The organism is Streptomyces sp. ALB3 (assembly GCF_044385685.1).
Classification (GTDB): Bacteria; Actinomycetota; Actinomycetes; order Streptomycetales; family Streptomycetaceae; genus Streptomyces.
The window spans coordinates 654061-668765 of the sequence record NZ_JBISCE010000008.1 but is presented as its reverse complement, the minus strand read 5'-3'; the positions used below and the strand labels follow the sequence as shown (position 1 = coordinate 668765).

15 protein-coding genes and 1 pseudogene are annotated in these 14705 nt (G+C 72.4%); 4 read left to right on the top strand and 12 right to left on the bottom strand.

What is annotated here, in order from left to right; translation table 11 throughout:
• Positions 1 to 84: 84 nt before the first annotated feature.
• The gene (locus ACHFIV_RS09780) at positions 85 to 1446 is read right to left on the bottom strand and encodes a glycoside hydrolase family 5 protein (protein ID WP_398965616.1); all 1362 of its coding nucleotides are present in this window, start codon (positions 1444 to 1446) and stop codon (positions 85 to 87) included.
• A 178-nt stretch (positions 1447 to 1624) separates the two neighbouring features.
• On the opposite strand from ACHFIV_RS09780, the pseudogene ACHFIV_RS09775 reads away from it, so the two are divergent.
• Positions 1625 to 2188 (top strand): annotated as a pseudogene (locus ACHFIV_RS09775) (discoidin domain-containing protein); the annotation flags it as partial.
• 54 nt (positions 2189 to 2242) lie between these two features.
• Here the strand turns inward: ACHFIV_RS09775 and ACHFIV_RS09770 are convergent.
• The 5 genes from ACHFIV_RS09770 to ACHFIV_RS09750 are packed head-to-tail and all read right to left on the bottom strand — an operon-like array spanning position 2243 to position 7067.
• Positions 2243 to 3496, bottom strand: coding sequence for an ABC transporter substrate-binding protein (locus ACHFIV_RS09770; RefSeq protein ID WP_398965614.1), 1254 nt, complete (start codon positions 3494 to 3496; stop codon positions 2243 to 2245).
• Positions 3493 to 4617 carry a branched-chain amino acid ABC transporter permease gene (locus tag ACHFIV_RS09765; RefSeq protein WP_398965612.1) on the bottom strand — a complete coding sequence of 375 codons (1125 nt, stop codon included), beginning with the start codon at positions 4615 to 4617 and terminating at the stop codon, positions 3493 to 3495. Before ACHFIV_RS09765 ends, ACHFIV_RS09770 begins: the two co-directional genes overlap by 4 nt.
• Positions 4610 to 5500 carry a branched-chain amino acid ABC transporter permease gene (locus tag ACHFIV_RS09760; RefSeq protein ID WP_033303859.1) on the bottom strand — a complete coding sequence of 297 codons (891 nt, stop codon included), beginning with the start codon at positions 5498 to 5500 and terminating at the stop codon, positions 4610 to 4612. The genes ACHFIV_RS09765 and ACHFIV_RS09760 overlap by 8 nt, the downstream gene beginning before the upstream one ends.
• Positions 5497 to 6282, bottom strand: coding sequence for an ABC transporter ATP-binding protein (locus ACHFIV_RS09755; RefSeq protein ID WP_398965610.1), 786 nt, complete (start codon positions 6280 to 6282; stop codon positions 5497 to 5499). The genes ACHFIV_RS09760 and ACHFIV_RS09755 overlap by 4 nt, the downstream gene beginning before the upstream one ends.
• Positions 6270 to 7067, bottom strand: a complete 798-nt coding sequence (locus ACHFIV_RS09750) for an ABC transporter ATP-binding protein (protein WP_398965608.1) — start codon at positions 7065 to 7067, stop codon at positions 6270 to 6272. The genes ACHFIV_RS09755 and ACHFIV_RS09750 overlap by 13 nt, the downstream gene beginning before the upstream one ends.
• Before the next feature lie 217 nt (positions 7068 to 7284).
• On the opposite strand from ACHFIV_RS09750, the gene ACHFIV_RS09745 reads away from it, so the two are divergent.
• The gene (locus tag ACHFIV_RS09745) at positions 7285 to 8007 is read left to right on the top strand and encodes a PucR family transcriptional regulator (protein ID WP_398965606.1); all 723 of its coding nucleotides are present in this window, start codon (positions 7285 to 7287) and stop codon (positions 8005 to 8007) included.
• Positions 8008 to 8043: 36 nt separating this feature from the next.
• Here ACHFIV_RS09745 and ACHFIV_RS09740 read toward each other — a convergent pair whose 3' ends face one another.
• The gene (locus ACHFIV_RS09740) at positions 8044 to 9159 is read right to left on the bottom strand and encodes a glycerate kinase (RefSeq protein ID WP_398965604.1); all 1116 of its coding nucleotides are present in this window, start codon (positions 9157 to 9159) and stop codon (positions 8044 to 8046) included.
• An 89-nt stretch (positions 9160 to 9248) separates the two neighbouring features.
• On the opposite strand from ACHFIV_RS09740, the gene ACHFIV_RS09735 reads away from it, so the two are divergent.
• Positions 9249 to 9785: an NUDIX domain-containing protein gene (locus ACHFIV_RS09735; protein WP_398965603.1), complete on the top strand. Its 537-nt coding sequence runs from the start codon at positions 9249 to 9251 to the stop codon at positions 9783 to 9785.
• A 4-nt stretch (positions 9786 to 9789) separates the two neighbouring features.
• On the opposite strand, the gene ACHFIV_RS09730 is transcribed toward ACHFIV_RS09735, so the two are convergent.
• The 3 genes from ACHFIV_RS09730 to ACHFIV_RS09720 all read right to left on the bottom strand — a co-directional run bounded on the left by ACHFIV_RS09730 (position 9790) and on the right by ACHFIV_RS09720 (position 11483).
• Positions 9790 to 9990, bottom strand: a complete 201-nt coding sequence (locus ACHFIV_RS09730) for a DUF2191 domain-containing protein (protein ID WP_398965601.1) — start codon at positions 9988 to 9990, stop codon at positions 9790 to 9792.
• Between the two features lie 189 nt (positions 9991 to 10179).
• Positions 10180 to 11076 carry a glycoside hydrolase family 16 protein gene (locus ACHFIV_RS09725; RefSeq protein WP_398965599.1) on the bottom strand — a complete coding sequence of 299 codons (897 nt, stop codon included), beginning with the start codon at positions 11074 to 11076 and terminating at the stop codon, positions 10180 to 10182.
• Positions 11073 to 11483, bottom strand: a complete 411-nt coding sequence (locus ACHFIV_RS09720) for a (2Fe-2S) ferredoxin domain-containing protein (RefSeq protein WP_398965597.1) — start codon at positions 11481 to 11483, stop codon at positions 11073 to 11075. Before ACHFIV_RS09720 ends, ACHFIV_RS09725 begins: the two co-directional genes overlap by 4 nt.
• Before the next feature lie 318 nt (positions 11484 to 11801).
• On the opposite strand from ACHFIV_RS09720, the gene ACHFIV_RS09715 reads away from it, so the two are divergent.
• A complete protein-coding gene (locus ACHFIV_RS09715) occupies positions 11802 to 12386 on the top strand; it encodes a TMEM165/GDT1 family protein (protein ID WP_398965595.1) in 585 nt (194 codons plus the stop codon).
• Positions 12387 to 12433: 47 nt separating this feature from the next.
• Here ACHFIV_RS09715 and ACHFIV_RS09710 read toward each other — a convergent pair whose 3' ends face one another.
• Positions 12434 to 12952 (bottom strand): methylated-DNA--[protein]-cysteine S-methyltransferase, encoded by a 519-nt coding sequence (locus ACHFIV_RS09710; protein ID WP_398965593.1) that lies wholly within the window; start codon positions 12950 to 12952, stop codon positions 12434 to 12436.
• A 17-nt stretch (positions 12953 to 12969) separates the two neighbouring features.
• On the bottom strand, positions 12970 to 14442 hold the full coding sequence (locus ACHFIV_RS09705) for an AlkA N-terminal domain-containing protein (protein WP_398965591.1): 1473 nt from the start codon (positions 14440 to 14442) through the stop codon (positions 12970 to 12972).
• Between the last annotated feature and the right edge of the window lie 263 nt (positions 14443 to 14705).

Below are 14705 nucleotides of genomic sequence, written 5' to 3'. Positions count from 1 at the left end.
GGGTTGGAGAGCCCTGGGGTGCCGAGGCGGTGGGTGTCATCGGCACCCCAGGGCGTTCAGGGGCGGCTGCGCGCGGGCCTTGGTTCAGCCTCCGTAGAGGTCGTTCAGGCTGATGCCGGTGGTAGCCGCCGTGCCGCCGAGCCTGACCTCGTGGTCGAGGCCGACGAACTTACCGCCCGACTGCCAGAGGGCTGGCTTGAGCAGGGCGTACTTGGCCTCGTCCCAGGTCGCCCAGTCGTAGCCGAGCAGGCCTCCGGTGTCCCCCGAGTTGGGATTGATGCACCAGAAGGTCTGGTGGATGCCGTTCTCCACGATCAGATCGCGCAGGGCGGTCATCCACTTCTGGTTCGGGCCGTTGTCGAGGTGCCCGCCCCATTCGCCGATGAACAGCGGGGCGGTGCCGTCCTTGTGCAGGTAGAGCCAGTTGGGGTCCCAGACGTCGCGCTCCAGGGTGGTGCGGTCCCACGCGCCCTGGAACCAGGGCTGCTGGTGCACCAGGGGCCCGTAGTCGTGCGGGGAGTAGACCAGCTGGTCCTGCTGCGCGCCGAGGGCGACCGGGTGGTCCTTCACCCCGCGCAGGTTTCCGCCCCACCACATGCCGTGGTAGTCGGCCGCCGAGGTGGACGACCAGTTCGAGCCGTCCTTCGGGTAGATCTCGATGCCCTCGCACATGACGAGGACCTCGGGGTTGATCGCGAGGATGCGCTTTGCGGCGGTCTCGCAGGTGTACTTGAAGTTGTCCTGGTCGGTGGAGCCGTCCCACTTGGCCCGGGGACTGTCGGACTGCTTGCCGTGGGGCTCGTTCTTGACGTCCATCGCCACCAGGGTGTCGTCGGTCCTGTACCGGGCGGTCACCCACTCCCAGGCGGAGTAGAACTGCTCGGTGGTGATCGTGCCCTTCCACCACACCGGGTGCACATGGCCGGAGTTGTCGGCCTCCGCGCTGTGCACGTCGAGCATCACCTTGATGCCGTACTTCTCCGCCACCCCGAGGAACGCGTCGAACACACCCAGGGTCGTCTTGCCCTGGAGTTCCGGGTTGGCCCAGGTGTTCACCGCCCCGGGGACCGCCGCCTGGCCGTTCTTCCACTCCAGCAGGAGCTGTGTGGAGATCGGCACGCGGACGATGTTGATGCCGCGCTCCGCCATCTGCCGGGTGATCGTGTCCAGGTTCGCGGACCACAGCCCGTGGAAGACCCGCTCGGTGGCGTTGAAGCCGAACCAGTTGGCGCCGGTCAGCCATACCCGGTTGCCCTGCTGGTCGACGATGCGGTTGCCCTCGGTGTGCAGCCAGTCCGTACCGGTGCCGGCCGCGGGCGCCACCGCCGGCGCGGGTACGGCCGCCGGGGTGCCCGCGGTCTGCGCGGCGACCGGTCCCGACAGCGTCATCAGCAGGGCGGTCGCGGTGACCGCGGCTGCCGCCGCCCTGACCAGCCGTTGTCTCATCCGTGGCTTCATCCGTTGTCGCCTTTCAGGGGGGTGAGGCGGGCAGCGGTGATGGGAGCGCTCCCATTCCGTAGGACACATGAAGCCAGCGCCACGGAACGACTGTCAATGGGCATGACAATCTTCACTACTTGAAGACACGGACCCCGTCATGAAGACAGGTATTCCCGCAGGTGAGTCATTCAACTCGGGCTGGTACGCGAACCCGCCGGCCTGCACGGGTGTGTGGCCCGACCCGGTGTGGACCAACGGCGGGACACCCGGAGGGGGCGGTCCCACGGACCCGACCGACCCCCCGGACCCGACGGACCCGCCCGAGGAGACGGGCAACCTGGCACAAGGGCGCCCGGTCACGGAGACGAGCCACGCCGACGTCTACGGCGCGGGCAACGCGGTGGACGGCAACGCCGGCAGCTACTGGGAGAGCCGCAACAACGCCTTCCCCCAGTCCGTCACCGTGGACCTCGGTGCCGCCAAGGCGGTCGAGCGGCTGGTGCTGAAGCTGCCTCCGGCCACCGCCTGGGCGACGCGCAGCCAGACGATCGGTGTGACGGGCAGCACCGACGGCACGGCCTACACCACGCTGAAGGCACCGGCCGGCTACACCTTCGACCCGTCGAGCGGTAACACCGCCACGGTGGCGCTCTCCGGTGCGCCCGTCCGGTATCTGCGGCTGACGTTCACCGCGAACACCGGCTGGCCCGCCGGCCAGCTGTCCGAACTGGAGGCCTACACCCATTGACCGCGCGCTGCGACGGGCCCGGCCGAGGCCGGGCCCGTCGCAGCGCGGGGAGCGTCAGGGCTTGGGCGTGAAGGACTCGGCGGCCGGGGCCACCTCGGCCGGGCGGACCACCTTGAGGCCACCGGGGGTCTTGGCGTCCGGCTTCATGACGACGGTCTCCCGGGTGGAGGGCGCCGACGGGTCGGTGAAGTCGTGCGAGATCCCGAAGTCGGCGCCGAAGCCCTTGATGGTGAGCAGGGCCTTGCCGACGCCGTCTCGGGTCAGGTCCTTCGACTCACAGGCCTTCTTCAGCGCCTCGCCGAAGACGGTCGCGGCGTTGTACCCGGCGATGACGCCGTTGTCGAGGCCGTCCTTCGGGTACTTGGCCGCGTAGGCCTTGGAGAGCTTCGCCGGGCCTGCCGCCGGGTCACCGATGGGCAGGGTGGAGGAGCCGATGTAGTAGTCCTTCTGCAGGGCGGCGCCCGCCTGGGTCGCCAGGAGCTGCGGCGCGTACGCCGAGTTGTTGCCGACGACCGGGACGTCGAAGCCCGTGGCCGCGGCGACGCCGACCAGGGAGGCCGCCTGACGCGGCCCCGCGCTCACGATGACCGCCTTCACCCCGGCCTGCTTGAGCGCGGAGACCTGGGCGGTCATGTCGTTGTCGGTCGGCTTGATCTTCTGCTCGACGACGGTGAGGCCCGCCTCCCCGGCCGCGTGCTTCGAGCCGGCCAGGGCGTTCTCACCGTAGTCGCCCTCGAAGTACACGTGGCCGATCTTGTCGCCCTTGGCGATGCGCTTCTCGTCGAGCAGGAAGTCGACCAGGTTGATCGTCTCGACGTCGTAGGTGGCGCCGATGACTCGGACGTACTTGGATCCGACGAGGTTCGCCGACCACGCCTGGGGCAGCACGATCCCCTTGTCCTGCCCGTCGATGCGCGACTCGACGGCGGAGACGAACGGGGAGCCGATGAACTGGGTGAAGCCCAGCACGTCCGGTTCGAGCTCGGTGTAGGCGCCGATCGCCTTCTGCGGGTCGTATCCGTGATCGCGGACGGTCAGTTCGATCTGCCGGTCGCAGATGCCGCCGGCCTTGTTGGTCTCCTCCACCCACAGCTGCTGGGCCTGGGTGACGCTCTTGCCCAGCGAGGCGTACACCCCGGTCATGTCGGTCAGGGCGCCGAGGGTGATCTTCGAGGCGGTGACGCCCTCCCCGGCCTTCACACCGTTCTTGTCCGCGGCGCCCTCCTCGGACGACTTCGCCTTCTCGCTGCATCCCGCGAGGGTGAGGGTGAGAGCCGCGACAACGGCTCCGACAACACGTAGCTTCATTTCTTCTTCTCCCCTGGAGTCTTCAGACGCGCAATGCCGCCGGGCAGGAACAGGACGACCGCGACGACCGCGGCGCCGTACAGGTAGCGGGACGCCTCGCCCGGTGCGATGCCGCCCGTACCGGGGGCGGACACCAGGGGGAGGGAGTCGCTGTAGTGGGTGAGCACCTGCGGGAGCAGCGACACGAACGCGGCGCCGACGACGGCACCCGCGACGCTGCCCAGCCCGCCGATGACGATCATGGCGAGGTATTCGAGGGACAGGATCATGCCGAAGTACTCGGGCACGGTCCGCTGGAAGACCAGCGCGAGCAGGACGCCCGCGAGGCCCGCGTACATCGAGGACAGGACGAAGACACCGGCCCTGTACCTGGCCACCGGCACGCCCATGACCCCGGCGGCGATCCGGTGGTCCCGGATGGCGTTGAGCGCCCGGCCGGGCCTGCCGCGCAGCACGCCGCGGGCGAAGAGCCCGCTGGCGAGCAGGGCGGCCAGCCCCAGGTACCAGAGCTTCTCCGACGACTGGAAGGGCACGGCGGCGACGACCACTTCGGCGTCGTCGAACGTGAAGCCGAAGAGCGAGAGGGGCGGTACCGGGCGGCCGTTGAAGCCGCCGGTGAGCGAGCCCGCGTTGAACAGCACGTGCTGGCCGATGAAGATGAGCGCGAGCGTGGCGATACCGAGGTAGGCGCCGCTCAGCCGCCCCGCGATGGGGCTGAAGAGCCCGCCCGCCGCGCCCGCCAGGAGCACGGCCAGGACGGCCGCGAGCCAGGTGGGCAGGCCGAGGCCGGTGAGGGCGTGCCCGTTCTCCGTGCTGCTCTCCCCGCCGAGGATGCAGTAGCCGTACGCGCCGACCGCGAGGAAGAACGCGTGCCCCATGGAGAGCTGGCCGGTGGAGCCCGTGAGCAGGTTGAGCCCGATCGCACCGATCGCGGCGGCCATCGCGAAGAGTCCGGCCTGGAGCCAGAAGCGGTCCAGGTAGAACGGGAAGAGGAGGAGCAGGACCGAGCCGGCGAGCCAGAGGTACGGCGAGGGCCGGCGCAGCCGGCCGGTGAGCGACGCCCCGGTGGCGGTGGCCCCGGCAGGGGCCGGTGCGACGGCGTCCTTGGTGGCTTCAGACACGGGACAGCTCCTTCGTACCGAAGAGTCCCGCCGGCCGGATCAGCAGGACGACCACCATCACCAGATAGGGCGCGAGATCACCGATGCCGCGTCCGAGGAAGGAGAGGTCGCCCTGGTAGCCCGTGGCGAGTGATTCGGTGACTCCGACGACGAGCCCTCCGACGAGCGCCCCCGTCGTCGAGTCGAGGCCGCCCAGGATCGCGGCGGGGAACGCCTTGAGCGCGGCGAGCGAGGTGGCCCGCTCCAGGCCGGGGGTCGGGAACACGGTCAGGAAGAGCGCGGCGACGGCGGCGAGTGCACCGGCGACCGCCCAGGCGGAGAGGGAGACCCTGCCGAGCCTGATGCCCATCAGCGCGGCGGTCTGCGGGTTCTCGGCCGCGGCCCGCATGGAGACGCCCCACGAGGTGAAGCGGAAGGCGAGCAGGAACACCGTGATGAGCAGTCCCGCGACGAGGAACGCCGCGATACGGGTCTCGGCCAGGGTGACGCCCCCGATGGTGACGACGTCGTCGCCCCACGGGTCGCCCAGCGACATGACGTCCGTCCCCATCCGCCGGACGAGTTCGGTGGTGAGGAGGATGTCGACGCCGATGGTGACGATGGCGAGGACGCTCTGGTCGCTCCCCCGGTAGCGGCGCATCACGAAGAACTCGACCGCCGAGCCGACGACGGCCGCGCCCGCGATGCCGACGCCGAGCGCCGGCCAGAAGCCGATGTCGTCGTGGAGCACGGCGGTGACGTACCCGCCGGCCAGGAGCAGCGAGGCGTGGGCGAAGTTGACGACCTCGGTCGCCTTGAAGATGACGACGAAGCCCAGGGCTATCAGTGCGTAGACCGAGCCGATGGACAGGCCGCCGAGGAGGAGTTCGATGAAGGTGGTCATTCCTGTGCCCCCAGGTAGGCCTGCACGACGGCCGGGTCGTTCTGCACCTCGGCGGGCGTGCCACCCGCGATCCTGCGTCCGAAGTCGAGTACGGTCACGGCGTCCGCGAGCCGCATCACCACCCCCATGTCGTGTTCGACCATGACGATCGAGATGCCGAGGCTGTCGCGCACACCGGCGACGACGGCCGCGGTGCGGCGGCGCTCGTCGGCGGTCATGCCCGCGATGGGCTCGTCCAGGAGCAGGACCTCGGGCTCCATGCACAGGGCGCGGCCGAGCTCGACGAGCTTCTGCTTCCCGTACGGGAGGGCGGCGGCCGGGAAGTCGAGTTCCTTGTCCAGGCCGATGAACTCCGCGATCTCACGCACCCGTTCGAGATGGCGGTGGGCCTCGCGCGTCGCCGAGGGCAGCCTCAGTCCGCAGGCCACGAAGCCGGCGCGGGTGAGCCGGTGCCGGCCGAGCATCAGGCTCTCGGCGACGGTGGCGTGCGGCGGCAGGGCCAGGTTCTGGAAGGTACGGGCCACGCCGAGGCCGGCGATCCGGTGCGGGGAGAGGCCGGTGAGTTCGGTGTCCCCCAGGTGCACGCTGCCCGAGGTGGCGCGGTAGACGCCGGAGAGCACGTTGAAGGTGGTGGACTTGCCCGCGCCGTTGGGACCGATGACCGCGTGCACACTGCCCGGCTCGATGGTGAAGGACACCGCGTCCAGGGCGGTGAGCCCGGCGAAGCGCACGGTCACGTCGCGCACGGCGAGGGGGGCCGGGGCCGTCGTCACGCGGACCACCTGCTCAGGGCGCGCGTGACGCCTTCCGCCTGCGCCGCGTCCTCGGCCGCCGTCTCGTCGACGACGCCGAGATAGCGGCGGCGCACCTCGTCCGAGGCGGCGAGTTCGGCGGCCGGTCCCTCCAGGGCGACCTCGCCGACGTCCAGGACGTACGCCGTGGAGGCGAGCCGCAGCGCGATGGCCGCGTTCTGTTCGACGAGCATGACCGAGGTGCCGCCCGCGTTGATCTCCTGGACCGTCTCGGCGATCTTCGCCGCCATCAGCGGGGCGAGGCCGAGGGACGGCTCGTCCAGCAGCAGCAGCCGGGGGGCGGCCATCAGGGCCCGGCCCATCGCCAGCATCTGCTGCTCACCGCCGGACAGCAGGCCGGCCCGCTGGTGGGCGCGCTGGGCGAGCACCGGGAACAGTTCGTGTACACGGTGGAGGGCGGCGGCCGCCGCCTTGCGCCCGCCGCGTGCGCCGAGTGCGCCCGCCCGCAGGTTGTCCGCCACCGTCATCCGGGCGAACACCTGCCGCCCTTCCGGTACCTGGATCACTCCCGCCGCCACCACCTGGGCGGGACGGAGCCCGTCCAGGGGACGGCCGTCGAAGCGAATGGTGCCCGTGCCCGTGCCGCGGTGGAAGCCGAGGGTCCGCGATACGGCCCGCAGCAGCGTGGTCTTGCCGGCGCCGTTGCCGCCGAGTACAGCGGTGATCGCGCCGGCCGGCACGTCGACGGAGACGTCGCGCAGTGCCCGTACCGGGCCGTAGCCCACGGACAGTTCGCGGATCTCGAGCGTTGCCATGCGTCCTCCTCCTTCCGACTGGTCGTTGTGGTGCCACAGACCAGCAGCGGGCGCGGCGCGCGTCCACGGCCCCGGGCGCAATCGCTGCGGGTGACCAGTCTTCGAACGGCCCGGTTGTGCGGGTGCACAGAGGGAGGCGCCGGGACGTCGTCCCCCGCACGTCCGGTGGCATCGTCACCTGCCATGAGCGGGTGGGGCTGCGGAACGGAGCGAGGACATGCGGCGGCGCGGTGACGAGCGTGGCCCGGCACTGCTCGACGCCCTGCTGGAGGGCCGGCCGGAGCCGGACCTCGCGGCGCGCGCGGCGAGCGGCCTGGGCCTGCCGGAGCGGGGCCGCTACGCCGTGGCGGTGTTGGGTCCGTGCGCGGGCGGGCCGCCGGGCGTCGCGGCGGAGGCGGAGGGACTGCGGTTCTTCCGGCGGAGGCTCGCCGACCGCGAGGTCGTCCTCGTCGCCCTGGGTGACCGGGATCCGGCGACGCTCGCCGCCCTGCTTACACGGTGGTATCCGGGCCCCGGCGGAATCGGTCCGGTGGCGGACGGCCTGGAGGGGCTGGGGGCCGCGCGCCGGCTGGCCGAGCTGGCGCTGCTGACCTGCCCGCCGGGTACGACGGACATCGTCCGGCTGGAGGAGCGGCTGCCCGCGGCGCTGCTGGTCAGCCAGCCCGAGTTGTCGGCCCGGCTGGTCGCGGACGTCTTCGGCCCGCTGCTTGCGCTTGCCCCGGCGGACCGGGCGCTGCTGGTGGGGACGCTCGACGCCTGGCTGGAGTGCGGAGGCTCGGCGGGGCGGGCGGCGGGACGGCTCTTCTGCCACCGCAACACCGTGCTCAACCGCCTGCGGCGGCTGGAGCGGCTGACGTCGCGGTCGCTGTCACGGCCGCGCGAACTGATCGAGATGACGCTCGCGCTGGACGCGTTCAGGATGACGGCGCCCCAGCCGTGAGGGGGTGGGCGGTGGGCTCCCCCTCACGGCGGTGCGTCAGGAGAGGAAGTCGCGGGCGATCGCCTCGGCCGCGCGTTCCAGCAGGGGCCCGGCCTGCGCCATGCAGACGGCGGGGTCCGGCTCCAGGTCCGTCAGGGCGTAGGCCCGGCGGATGCCCGCCCCGCCCAGCGCTTCCGGCGGCAGGGCGAGGCGTCCGCACACGGCGACGGCCTCCACACCCGCGGCACGGGCGGCGGCCGCGACGCCGGCCGGAGCCTTGCCGTGCAGGGTCTGCGCGTCGAGCGAGCCCTCCCCGGTGACGACCAGCGTCGCCCGGGCCAGCGCGGGGGCGAAACCCAGGACGTCGAGCATGACCTCGATGCCGGGCCTGAAGCGTGCGCCCAGCGCGACCAGGGCGCCGTAGCCGATGCCCCCGGCGGCGCCCGCTCCGGGGAGTTCGGCGGTCTCGGGCCCCAGCACGGACGCGTAGTGGGCGAGTGCGGCGTCGAGGACCGCGATGTCGTCCTCGGTGGCGCCCTTCTGCCGCCCGTAGACCTCAGGGGCGCCCTTCGGCCCGGTCAGCGGGTTGTCCACGTCGCTGGCCAGGATCAGGTCGACGTCCGCGAGCCGGGGGTCGAGTCCCGAGAGATCGGCCTCGGCCAGGCCGGCGAGCGCGCCGCCGCCGGGGCCGACCGGCTTGCCGTCGCCGTCCAGGAGACGGGCCCCGAGCGCGGCGAGCATGCCCGCGCCGCCGTCCGTCGTGGCACTGCCGCCGACGCCGAACACGATCGTCCGTGCGCCCGCGTCGAGCGCGGCGGCCAGCAGCTCACCGGAGCCGTACGTGGTCGCCGTGAGCGGGGCGAACTCGCCCGCGGGCAGGTGCTGGAGGCCCGAGGCCTCCGCCATCTCCACCACGGCGGTGGTGTCGCGCACCGCGTACGCCGCCGTGACCGGGGTCCCCAGCGGGCCGGTCACCCGCGCCTCGCGGCGCTCGAATCCGGCGGCCACCGCCGCCGCGACCGTGCCGTCGCCGCCGTCCGCGACGGGCAGCGTCTCGACCCGCACTCCGGGTACGACGCGCCGCAGCCCGGCCGTCACCCGCTCCGCGACCTCCACGGCCGTCAGGGAGCCCTTGAACTTGTCCGCCGCCACGAGCACGTGGGGGGTCTCCATCACTGCTCCGTCCGTCACCTTGTATCCCTTTGCTTTCGAACAGGCAGTCGCGCCGCCACGACCCTATCCGGACCACCCCTGATCTGCCCATGGCTGTCCGAAACCGCGCGGCCGGCCTCTACGCTGCCTCTGTGACCTCCACTGACTACGCCACCTACATCGCAGGCCTCCCCCGTGTACTGGCCGGGGCGGCCACGCTCTTCCGGGACGAGCGGGGCCGGGTCCTGCTCGTGGAGCCTGACTACCGGGAGGGCTGGGCGCTGCCCGGTGGCACCGTCGAGTCCGCAGAGGGCGAGAGCCCCCGGCAGGCGGCCCGCCGCGAGACGGCGGAGGAGATCGGCCTCGATCTCGCGCCGGGCAGGCTGCTCGCGGTCGACTGGGTGCGCGGCCCGTCCCGCCCGCCGATCGTCGCCTACGTCTACGACGGCGGTGTGCTGAGCCAGGAACAGTTCGACGCGATCCGGATCCAGGAGGACGAACTGCTCTCCTGGCGGCTGGTGGACCGCGCCGACCTCGCCGGCTACCTGCTCGGCCGCCTCGGCACGCGTGTGGCGGCGGCGCTGGAGGTGCTGGACTCCGGGGCGGGCGCGGCGGAGCTGGAGGACGGTGTACGGGTCCGGGTGTGAGGGGTCAACCCTGGGGCTCCTGCGGCCTGGCGCCGGCGTCCCGCCGGGCGTCGTCCTGCGCGGCGGCCCGCGCCTCCGTGCGGTGGCCGCGCGCGATGTAGTCCCGCACGACGAGTTCGACGGCGTCCTGCGGGTTGCCTGCGCCCGCGAGCACCATGACCTCCACGACGAGTTCCGCGTCCAGACTGACGTTGACCTTGGCCATGTCCCGGACTCTAGGGGACGCGAGCGGAGATGTCATCGGTGGCGGACCGGACCGCGTCGTGGTGCGCGCCGGCGGGACCCCCGGCGGCGGACCGGCCGGGGAGGTCGTCCGTGAGCCCGTCGGGAGGGCCCTGCACGCGCTCCCGGAGCGGGTCTCCGCCGAGGGTGCGAGGTGCCCGGGGGCGGACCGTCACGCGCGGCCCTCGCCGTAGAAGCGCACGTAGTCGACCGTCATCGTCGCGGGGGACGGCGTCGAGGTGTCGGGAGGGCCGGGCCAGTCGCCGCCGACGGCGACGTCGAGCAGCAGGTGCATGTCCTGTTCGAAGACCCAGTCGCGGGGCGAGGGCAGCTGCGACGGGGTCAACGTGAAGTACGGCTCGCCGTCGACGGACCAGGTGACGCGGCGTGGTCGCTTGTCGACGGCGTAGGTGTGGAACGCCTGCGAGGCGTCGGCCGCGAGAGTGAGGGAGTCGCCGATGCCGTTCTCGTTGGAGTAGGCCGGCCCGTGCGCGGTGCCGTACACCGTTCGCGGTTCCCCGCCGACCACCTCGCAGATGTCGATCTCACCCTGTCCGGGCCACTCGGCTCCGTTGTCGCCCAGCATCCAGATCGCCGGCAGCAGTCCGGTTCCGGTGGGGGTCTTCGCGCGGACCTCCACACGTCCGTGCCTGAGCGCGGCCTTCCCCTCGGTGGTCAGGCGGGCCGACGTCCAGGGGCAGAACTCCTGTGTGTAGCAGGGGAGTGCGGACCCGGCGGGGGCCGGCCGGGCCGAGATCACGAGGTGCCCCTCGCCGTCGAGCGCGGAGTTGGCCGGGTCGTCCGTGTAGTACTGCAGCTCGTTGTTGCCCCACCCTTCGGCGTCCCGGTTACCGGTCTGGGTCGTCCAGTCCTCTTCCGGGGGACGGGTGGCGGCGGGCCCGTCGAACTCGGCCTGCCAGAAGGGCTCTTCCCCGGCCGTGGGAGGTTCCGTGCGCGCGGGGGCGGGCCCGCAGGCGCCCAGCAGCACGCCGAGGACCAGCAGGAGTGCCGCGCCGGTCCGCCGGTCCGCCGCTGCGTTCCCGCCGCGTGTCCGGTCCTTCGCCTTCAAGCCTGTTCGCCGTCCAGTCCGGCCCTGATCCGGCGGGAGGGGAGGAACGCGTACAGGTCCAGGATCTCCGGCGGGTCCGCGATGCCCGGCCCGCCCTCCGCCGCCCACGCGGCGATGTCGGCGACGGCGTGCGGGTCGTTGACGAGCCCCAGCCAGACGGGGCGGCCGCCTGCGCGGCGGCCTTCGGCCGAGGGCTGCACGACGATGACGTTGCCCTGCTCGCAGGCGTCCAGGCATTCCACCGCTCGCACGGTCGCGGCGCCGTCGACGGACCGGCGCAGCTCCGCGAGCTGCCCGGCGTGGTCCACACCGGGGATCTTCGGGGTGCCGCAGCAGCAGCCCCGGCAGACGCTCACCGTGGGGCGGGACGGCCCCGGACCGGCGGCCTTGCGCGGTCGACGGCTCATGCGGGGACCCTCCCGGGGGCGGCGTGGATCATCACCGTAGGACTCTACCGAGCTGCTCCCCCGCTGGTCCGGTGGGGTATCGTTGGCGGCTGCGAAGGGGAGTAGCCCCGCAAACCGGTCGTCGACACACTGGAGCCTCCGGGTTCCCGGTGGCCGGGCTCGTAGACGGTTACGGGTGGGCGAGACCTTCGGTCAGGTATGACACGCCCGCGCCCCGCGGGTGTTGCGGTCATGCCGGGCCGAGTGGTCCTCCGTAACAGCCCGAGTGGCACTTCGCGGAAGGCCCCGGGGCCCGGCTCTCACAGAAAGCCACCCGGAATGCATCTCGACCCCCTGGCGATCCTCACCGCCTTCGGGCTGATCTTCCTCGCGGAGCTCCCCGACAAGACGATGTTCGCGTCGCTGGCCATGGGTACACGTATGCGCCCGCTCTACGTCTGGTTCGGCACGTCGTCCGCGTTCATCGTGCACGTGGCCATCGCGGTCGGGGCGGGCGGGCTGATCGGCCTGCTGCCCGACTGGACCGTCAAGCTGGTCTCCGCCGCCCTCTTCGCCTTCGGCGCGTTCATGCTGCTGCGCAGTGGTGGCGGTGACGACGGCGAGGACGAGGAGATCAAGACGGTCACCGGCTTCTGGCCGGTCTACTCGACCGCCTTCATGGCGGTGTTCATCAGCGAGTGGGGCGACCTGACCCAGATCACCACCGCGAACCTGGCCGCGAGCAACGGCGCCTGGTCCACGGCCGTGGGGGCTGCCGCCGCCCTCATGTCGGTGTCCGCGCTGGCGCTGCTGGCGGGGCGGTTCATCGCCAAGCGGGTGCCGCTGAAGACGGTGCAGCGCATCGGCGGTCTGTGCATGCTCGGCCTGGCGGTCTGGTCGGCCGTCGAGATCTTCACGGGCTGAGCGTGCGGGGCGGGCCCGGGGGCCCGCCCCGGGCCCGGGCGTCCTCCTCAGAACAGGGCCGGCACCTCGCTCTCCGTTCCCCGCTCGAAGGCGAGAAGCCGCTGCTTGCGGTCCAGACCGCCGCCGTACCCCGTCAGGCTTCCCGAGGCCCCGATCACGCGGTGGCAGGGCACGATGATCCCGACCGGGTTCCTTCCGTTGGCCAGCCCCACCGCGCGTGAGGCACCGGCCTTGCCGAGGCTGTCCGCCAGGTCGCCGTAGGTGCGGGTCTCGCCGTACGGGATACGCACGAGTTCGGCCCAGACGCTGCGCTGGAACGGGGTGCCCTCCAGACGCAGCGGGAGGTCGAATTCCGTCAGCTCACCCGCGAAGTAGGCGTCCAGCTGGCGGGCGGCCTCCGTGAAGGGGCCCGGGTCGGGCACGCCGAAGCTCTCCTCGGGCGGGCGGTGCCGCTGACCGGTCATGTACAGGCCGGACAACACCCCGGCGGTCGCCACCAGGGTGAGCGCCCCGTACGGGCTGTCGATGACTGTGTGCTGCCGGGACACCGTGGGAGTGGTGGTCATGGTTCGTCCTCACGCCCTCAGGCGGGCAAGTGGTTGATGGGGTGGTCGTCGACGGTCCACAGGTACTGCACGGCGTAGGCGCGCCAGGGACGCCACCGGGCGGCGCGTGCGGTCAGGGCCGCGGGGGTCGCCGGGAGGCCGAGTCGTCCGGCCGCCCTGCGGATCCCGAGGTCGGTGGGGAGGAAGGCGTCCGGGTCCCCCAGGGCGCGCATGGCGATGACTTCGACCGTCCAGGGGCCGAAGCCCGGCAGCGCGGCGAGGTCCGCTCGGGCCTTCTCCCAGTCCGTGCCCTCCCCCAGTCGCAGGGAGCCGTCGGCGAGGGCGGTCACGAGCGTGGTGAGCGTGGAGCGTCGGCTGCGTGGCAGCGCGAGCGCCCCGGGGTCGAGGTCCGCCAGAGCCTCGGGGGTGGGGAAGAGGTGGGTCAGGCCGCCCTCCGGGTCGTCCACGGGCGTGCCGTGGGCGCGGACGAGACGGGCGGCGTGGGTGCGGGCGGCGGCCGTGGAGACCTGCTGGCCGAGCACCGCGCGCACGGCGAACTCCGAGGCGTCGACCGTACGCGGCACCCTGCGGCCGGGGCCCGCGTCGACCAGGGGGGCGAGTTGTGGGTCGGAGCGCAGCTGGTCGTCGACGGCGACCGGGTCGGCATCCAGGTCGAGGAGTCTGCGGCAGCGGCTGATGGCCTGGGTGAGGTCGCGCGGATCGGTGAGGGAGAGCCGGCAGTCGATGTGGCCGGGCCGCGGGGACAGCGCCACTATGCCGTGGCCGTGCGGGAGCCTGAGCGTGCGGCGGTAGGCGCCGTCGCGCCATTCCTCGACGCCGGGAACGGCGGTCGCGGCGAGGTGCCCGAAGAGGTTGCCGGGGGTCAGCGGAGCGCGGTGGGGCAGCCGCAGGGCGATCACCCCGGGAGTCCCCGGCGCGCGGCGCCCTCCCGCCGAACGGGCGCGCAGCTCGCCCGGGGCGAGCGCGAAGACCTCCCGCACGGTGTCGTTGAACGTACGGATCGACGAGAACCCGGCCGCGAAAGCGATCTCGGCCATGGGAAGCCCGGTGGTCTCGATGAGTACCCGCGCGGTCTGGGCACGCTGGGACCGGGCCAGCGCGAGCGGTCCGGCTCCGAGCTCGGCGAGGAGCTGTCGTTCGACCTGGCGGGCGGAGTAGCCGAGCCGGGTGGCGAGCCCCGGCACGCCTTCCCGGTCGACGACTCCGTCCTGGATGAGACGCATGGCCCGGGCGACGGAGTCGGCCCGGGCGTTCCACTCGGGGGAGCCGGGGCTGGTGTCGGGCCGGCACCGCTTGCAGGCCCGGAATCCGGCCTGCTGACACGCGGCGGCGCTGGGGTAGAAGGTCATGTTCCGGGCTTTCGGCGCCACGACCGGGCAGCTGGGCCGGCAGTAGATGCGGGTGGTCAGGACCGCGGTGAAGAACCATCCGTCGAAGCGGGCGTCCTTCGACTGTACGGCCCGCACGCAGCGCTCGGTGTCGGTGTGCATGCTCCAAGCATCGGGCACGGAGGGGCGGGACGGCTGGCGGAAATCCGACATCGGCCTCGCATTGCCCTCAGCCCTCCCCAGCCGTCCCGCAGGACCTCTCCCCCGGGTTCCGTACGGGCGCGCACGTCACTCATGCGTTCAGCACGCTGAACTCCAATCACGTACAGAAGTATTGACGCGATCACGACACGCCCCTACGGTCCATGGAAAGCGCTTGCCCCTCACCCAGTGTGGTGTCGGCCGCACCCCCTGTTCAGATACCC

Excerpts from the sequence above, each read along its gene's own strand:
- ACHFIV_RS09730 (WP_398965601.1), bottom strand. The coding sequence starts at position 9,990 with ATGGCCAAGGTCAACGTCAGTCTGGACGCGGAACTCGTCGTGGAGGTC.
- ACHFIV_RS09760 (WP_033303859.1), bottom strand. The coding sequence starts at position 5,500 with ATGACCACCTTCATCGAACTCCTCCTCGGCGGCCTGTCCATCGGCTCG.
- ACHFIV_RS09750 (WP_398965608.1), bottom strand. The coding sequence starts at position 7,067 with ATGGCAACGCTCGAGATCCGCGAACTGTCCGTGGGCTACGGCCCGGTA.
- ACHFIV_RS09780 (WP_398965616.1), bottom strand. The coding sequence starts at position 1,446 with ATGAGACAACGGCTGGTCAGGGCGGCGGCAGCCGCGGTCACCGCGACC.
- ACHFIV_RS09740 (WP_398965604.1), bottom strand. The coding sequence starts at position 9,159 with ATGGAGACCCCCCACGTGCTCGTGGCGGCGGACAAGTTCAAGGGCTCC.
- ACHFIV_RS09720 (WP_398965597.1), bottom strand. The coding sequence starts at position 11,483 with ATGAGCCGTCGACCGCGCAAGGCCGCCGGTCCGGGGCCGTCCCGCCCC.
- ACHFIV_RS09715 (WP_398965595.1), top strand. The coding sequence starts at position 11,802 with ATGCATCTCGACCCCCTGGCGATCCTCACCGCCTTCGGGCTGATCTTC.
- ACHFIV_RS09735 (WP_398965603.1), top strand. The coding sequence starts at position 9,249 with ATGGCTGTCCGAAACCGCGCGGCCGGCCTCTACGCTGCCTCTGTGACC.
- ACHFIV_RS09770 (WP_398965614.1), bottom strand. The coding sequence starts at position 3,496 with ATGAAGCTACGTGTTGTCGGAGCCGTTGTCGCGGCTCTCACCCTCACC.
- ACHFIV_RS09745 (WP_398965606.1), top strand. The coding sequence starts at position 7,285 with ATGCGGCGGCGCGGTGACGAGCGTGGCCCGGCACTGCTCGACGCCCTG.
- ACHFIV_RS09705 (WP_398965591.1), bottom strand. The coding sequence starts at position 14,442 with ATGCACACCGACACCGAGCGCTGCGTGCGGGCCGTACAGTCGAAGGAC.
- ACHFIV_RS09710 (WP_398965593.1), bottom strand. The coding sequence starts at position 12,952 with ATGACCACCACTCCCACGGTGTCCCGGCAGCACACAGTCATCGACAGC.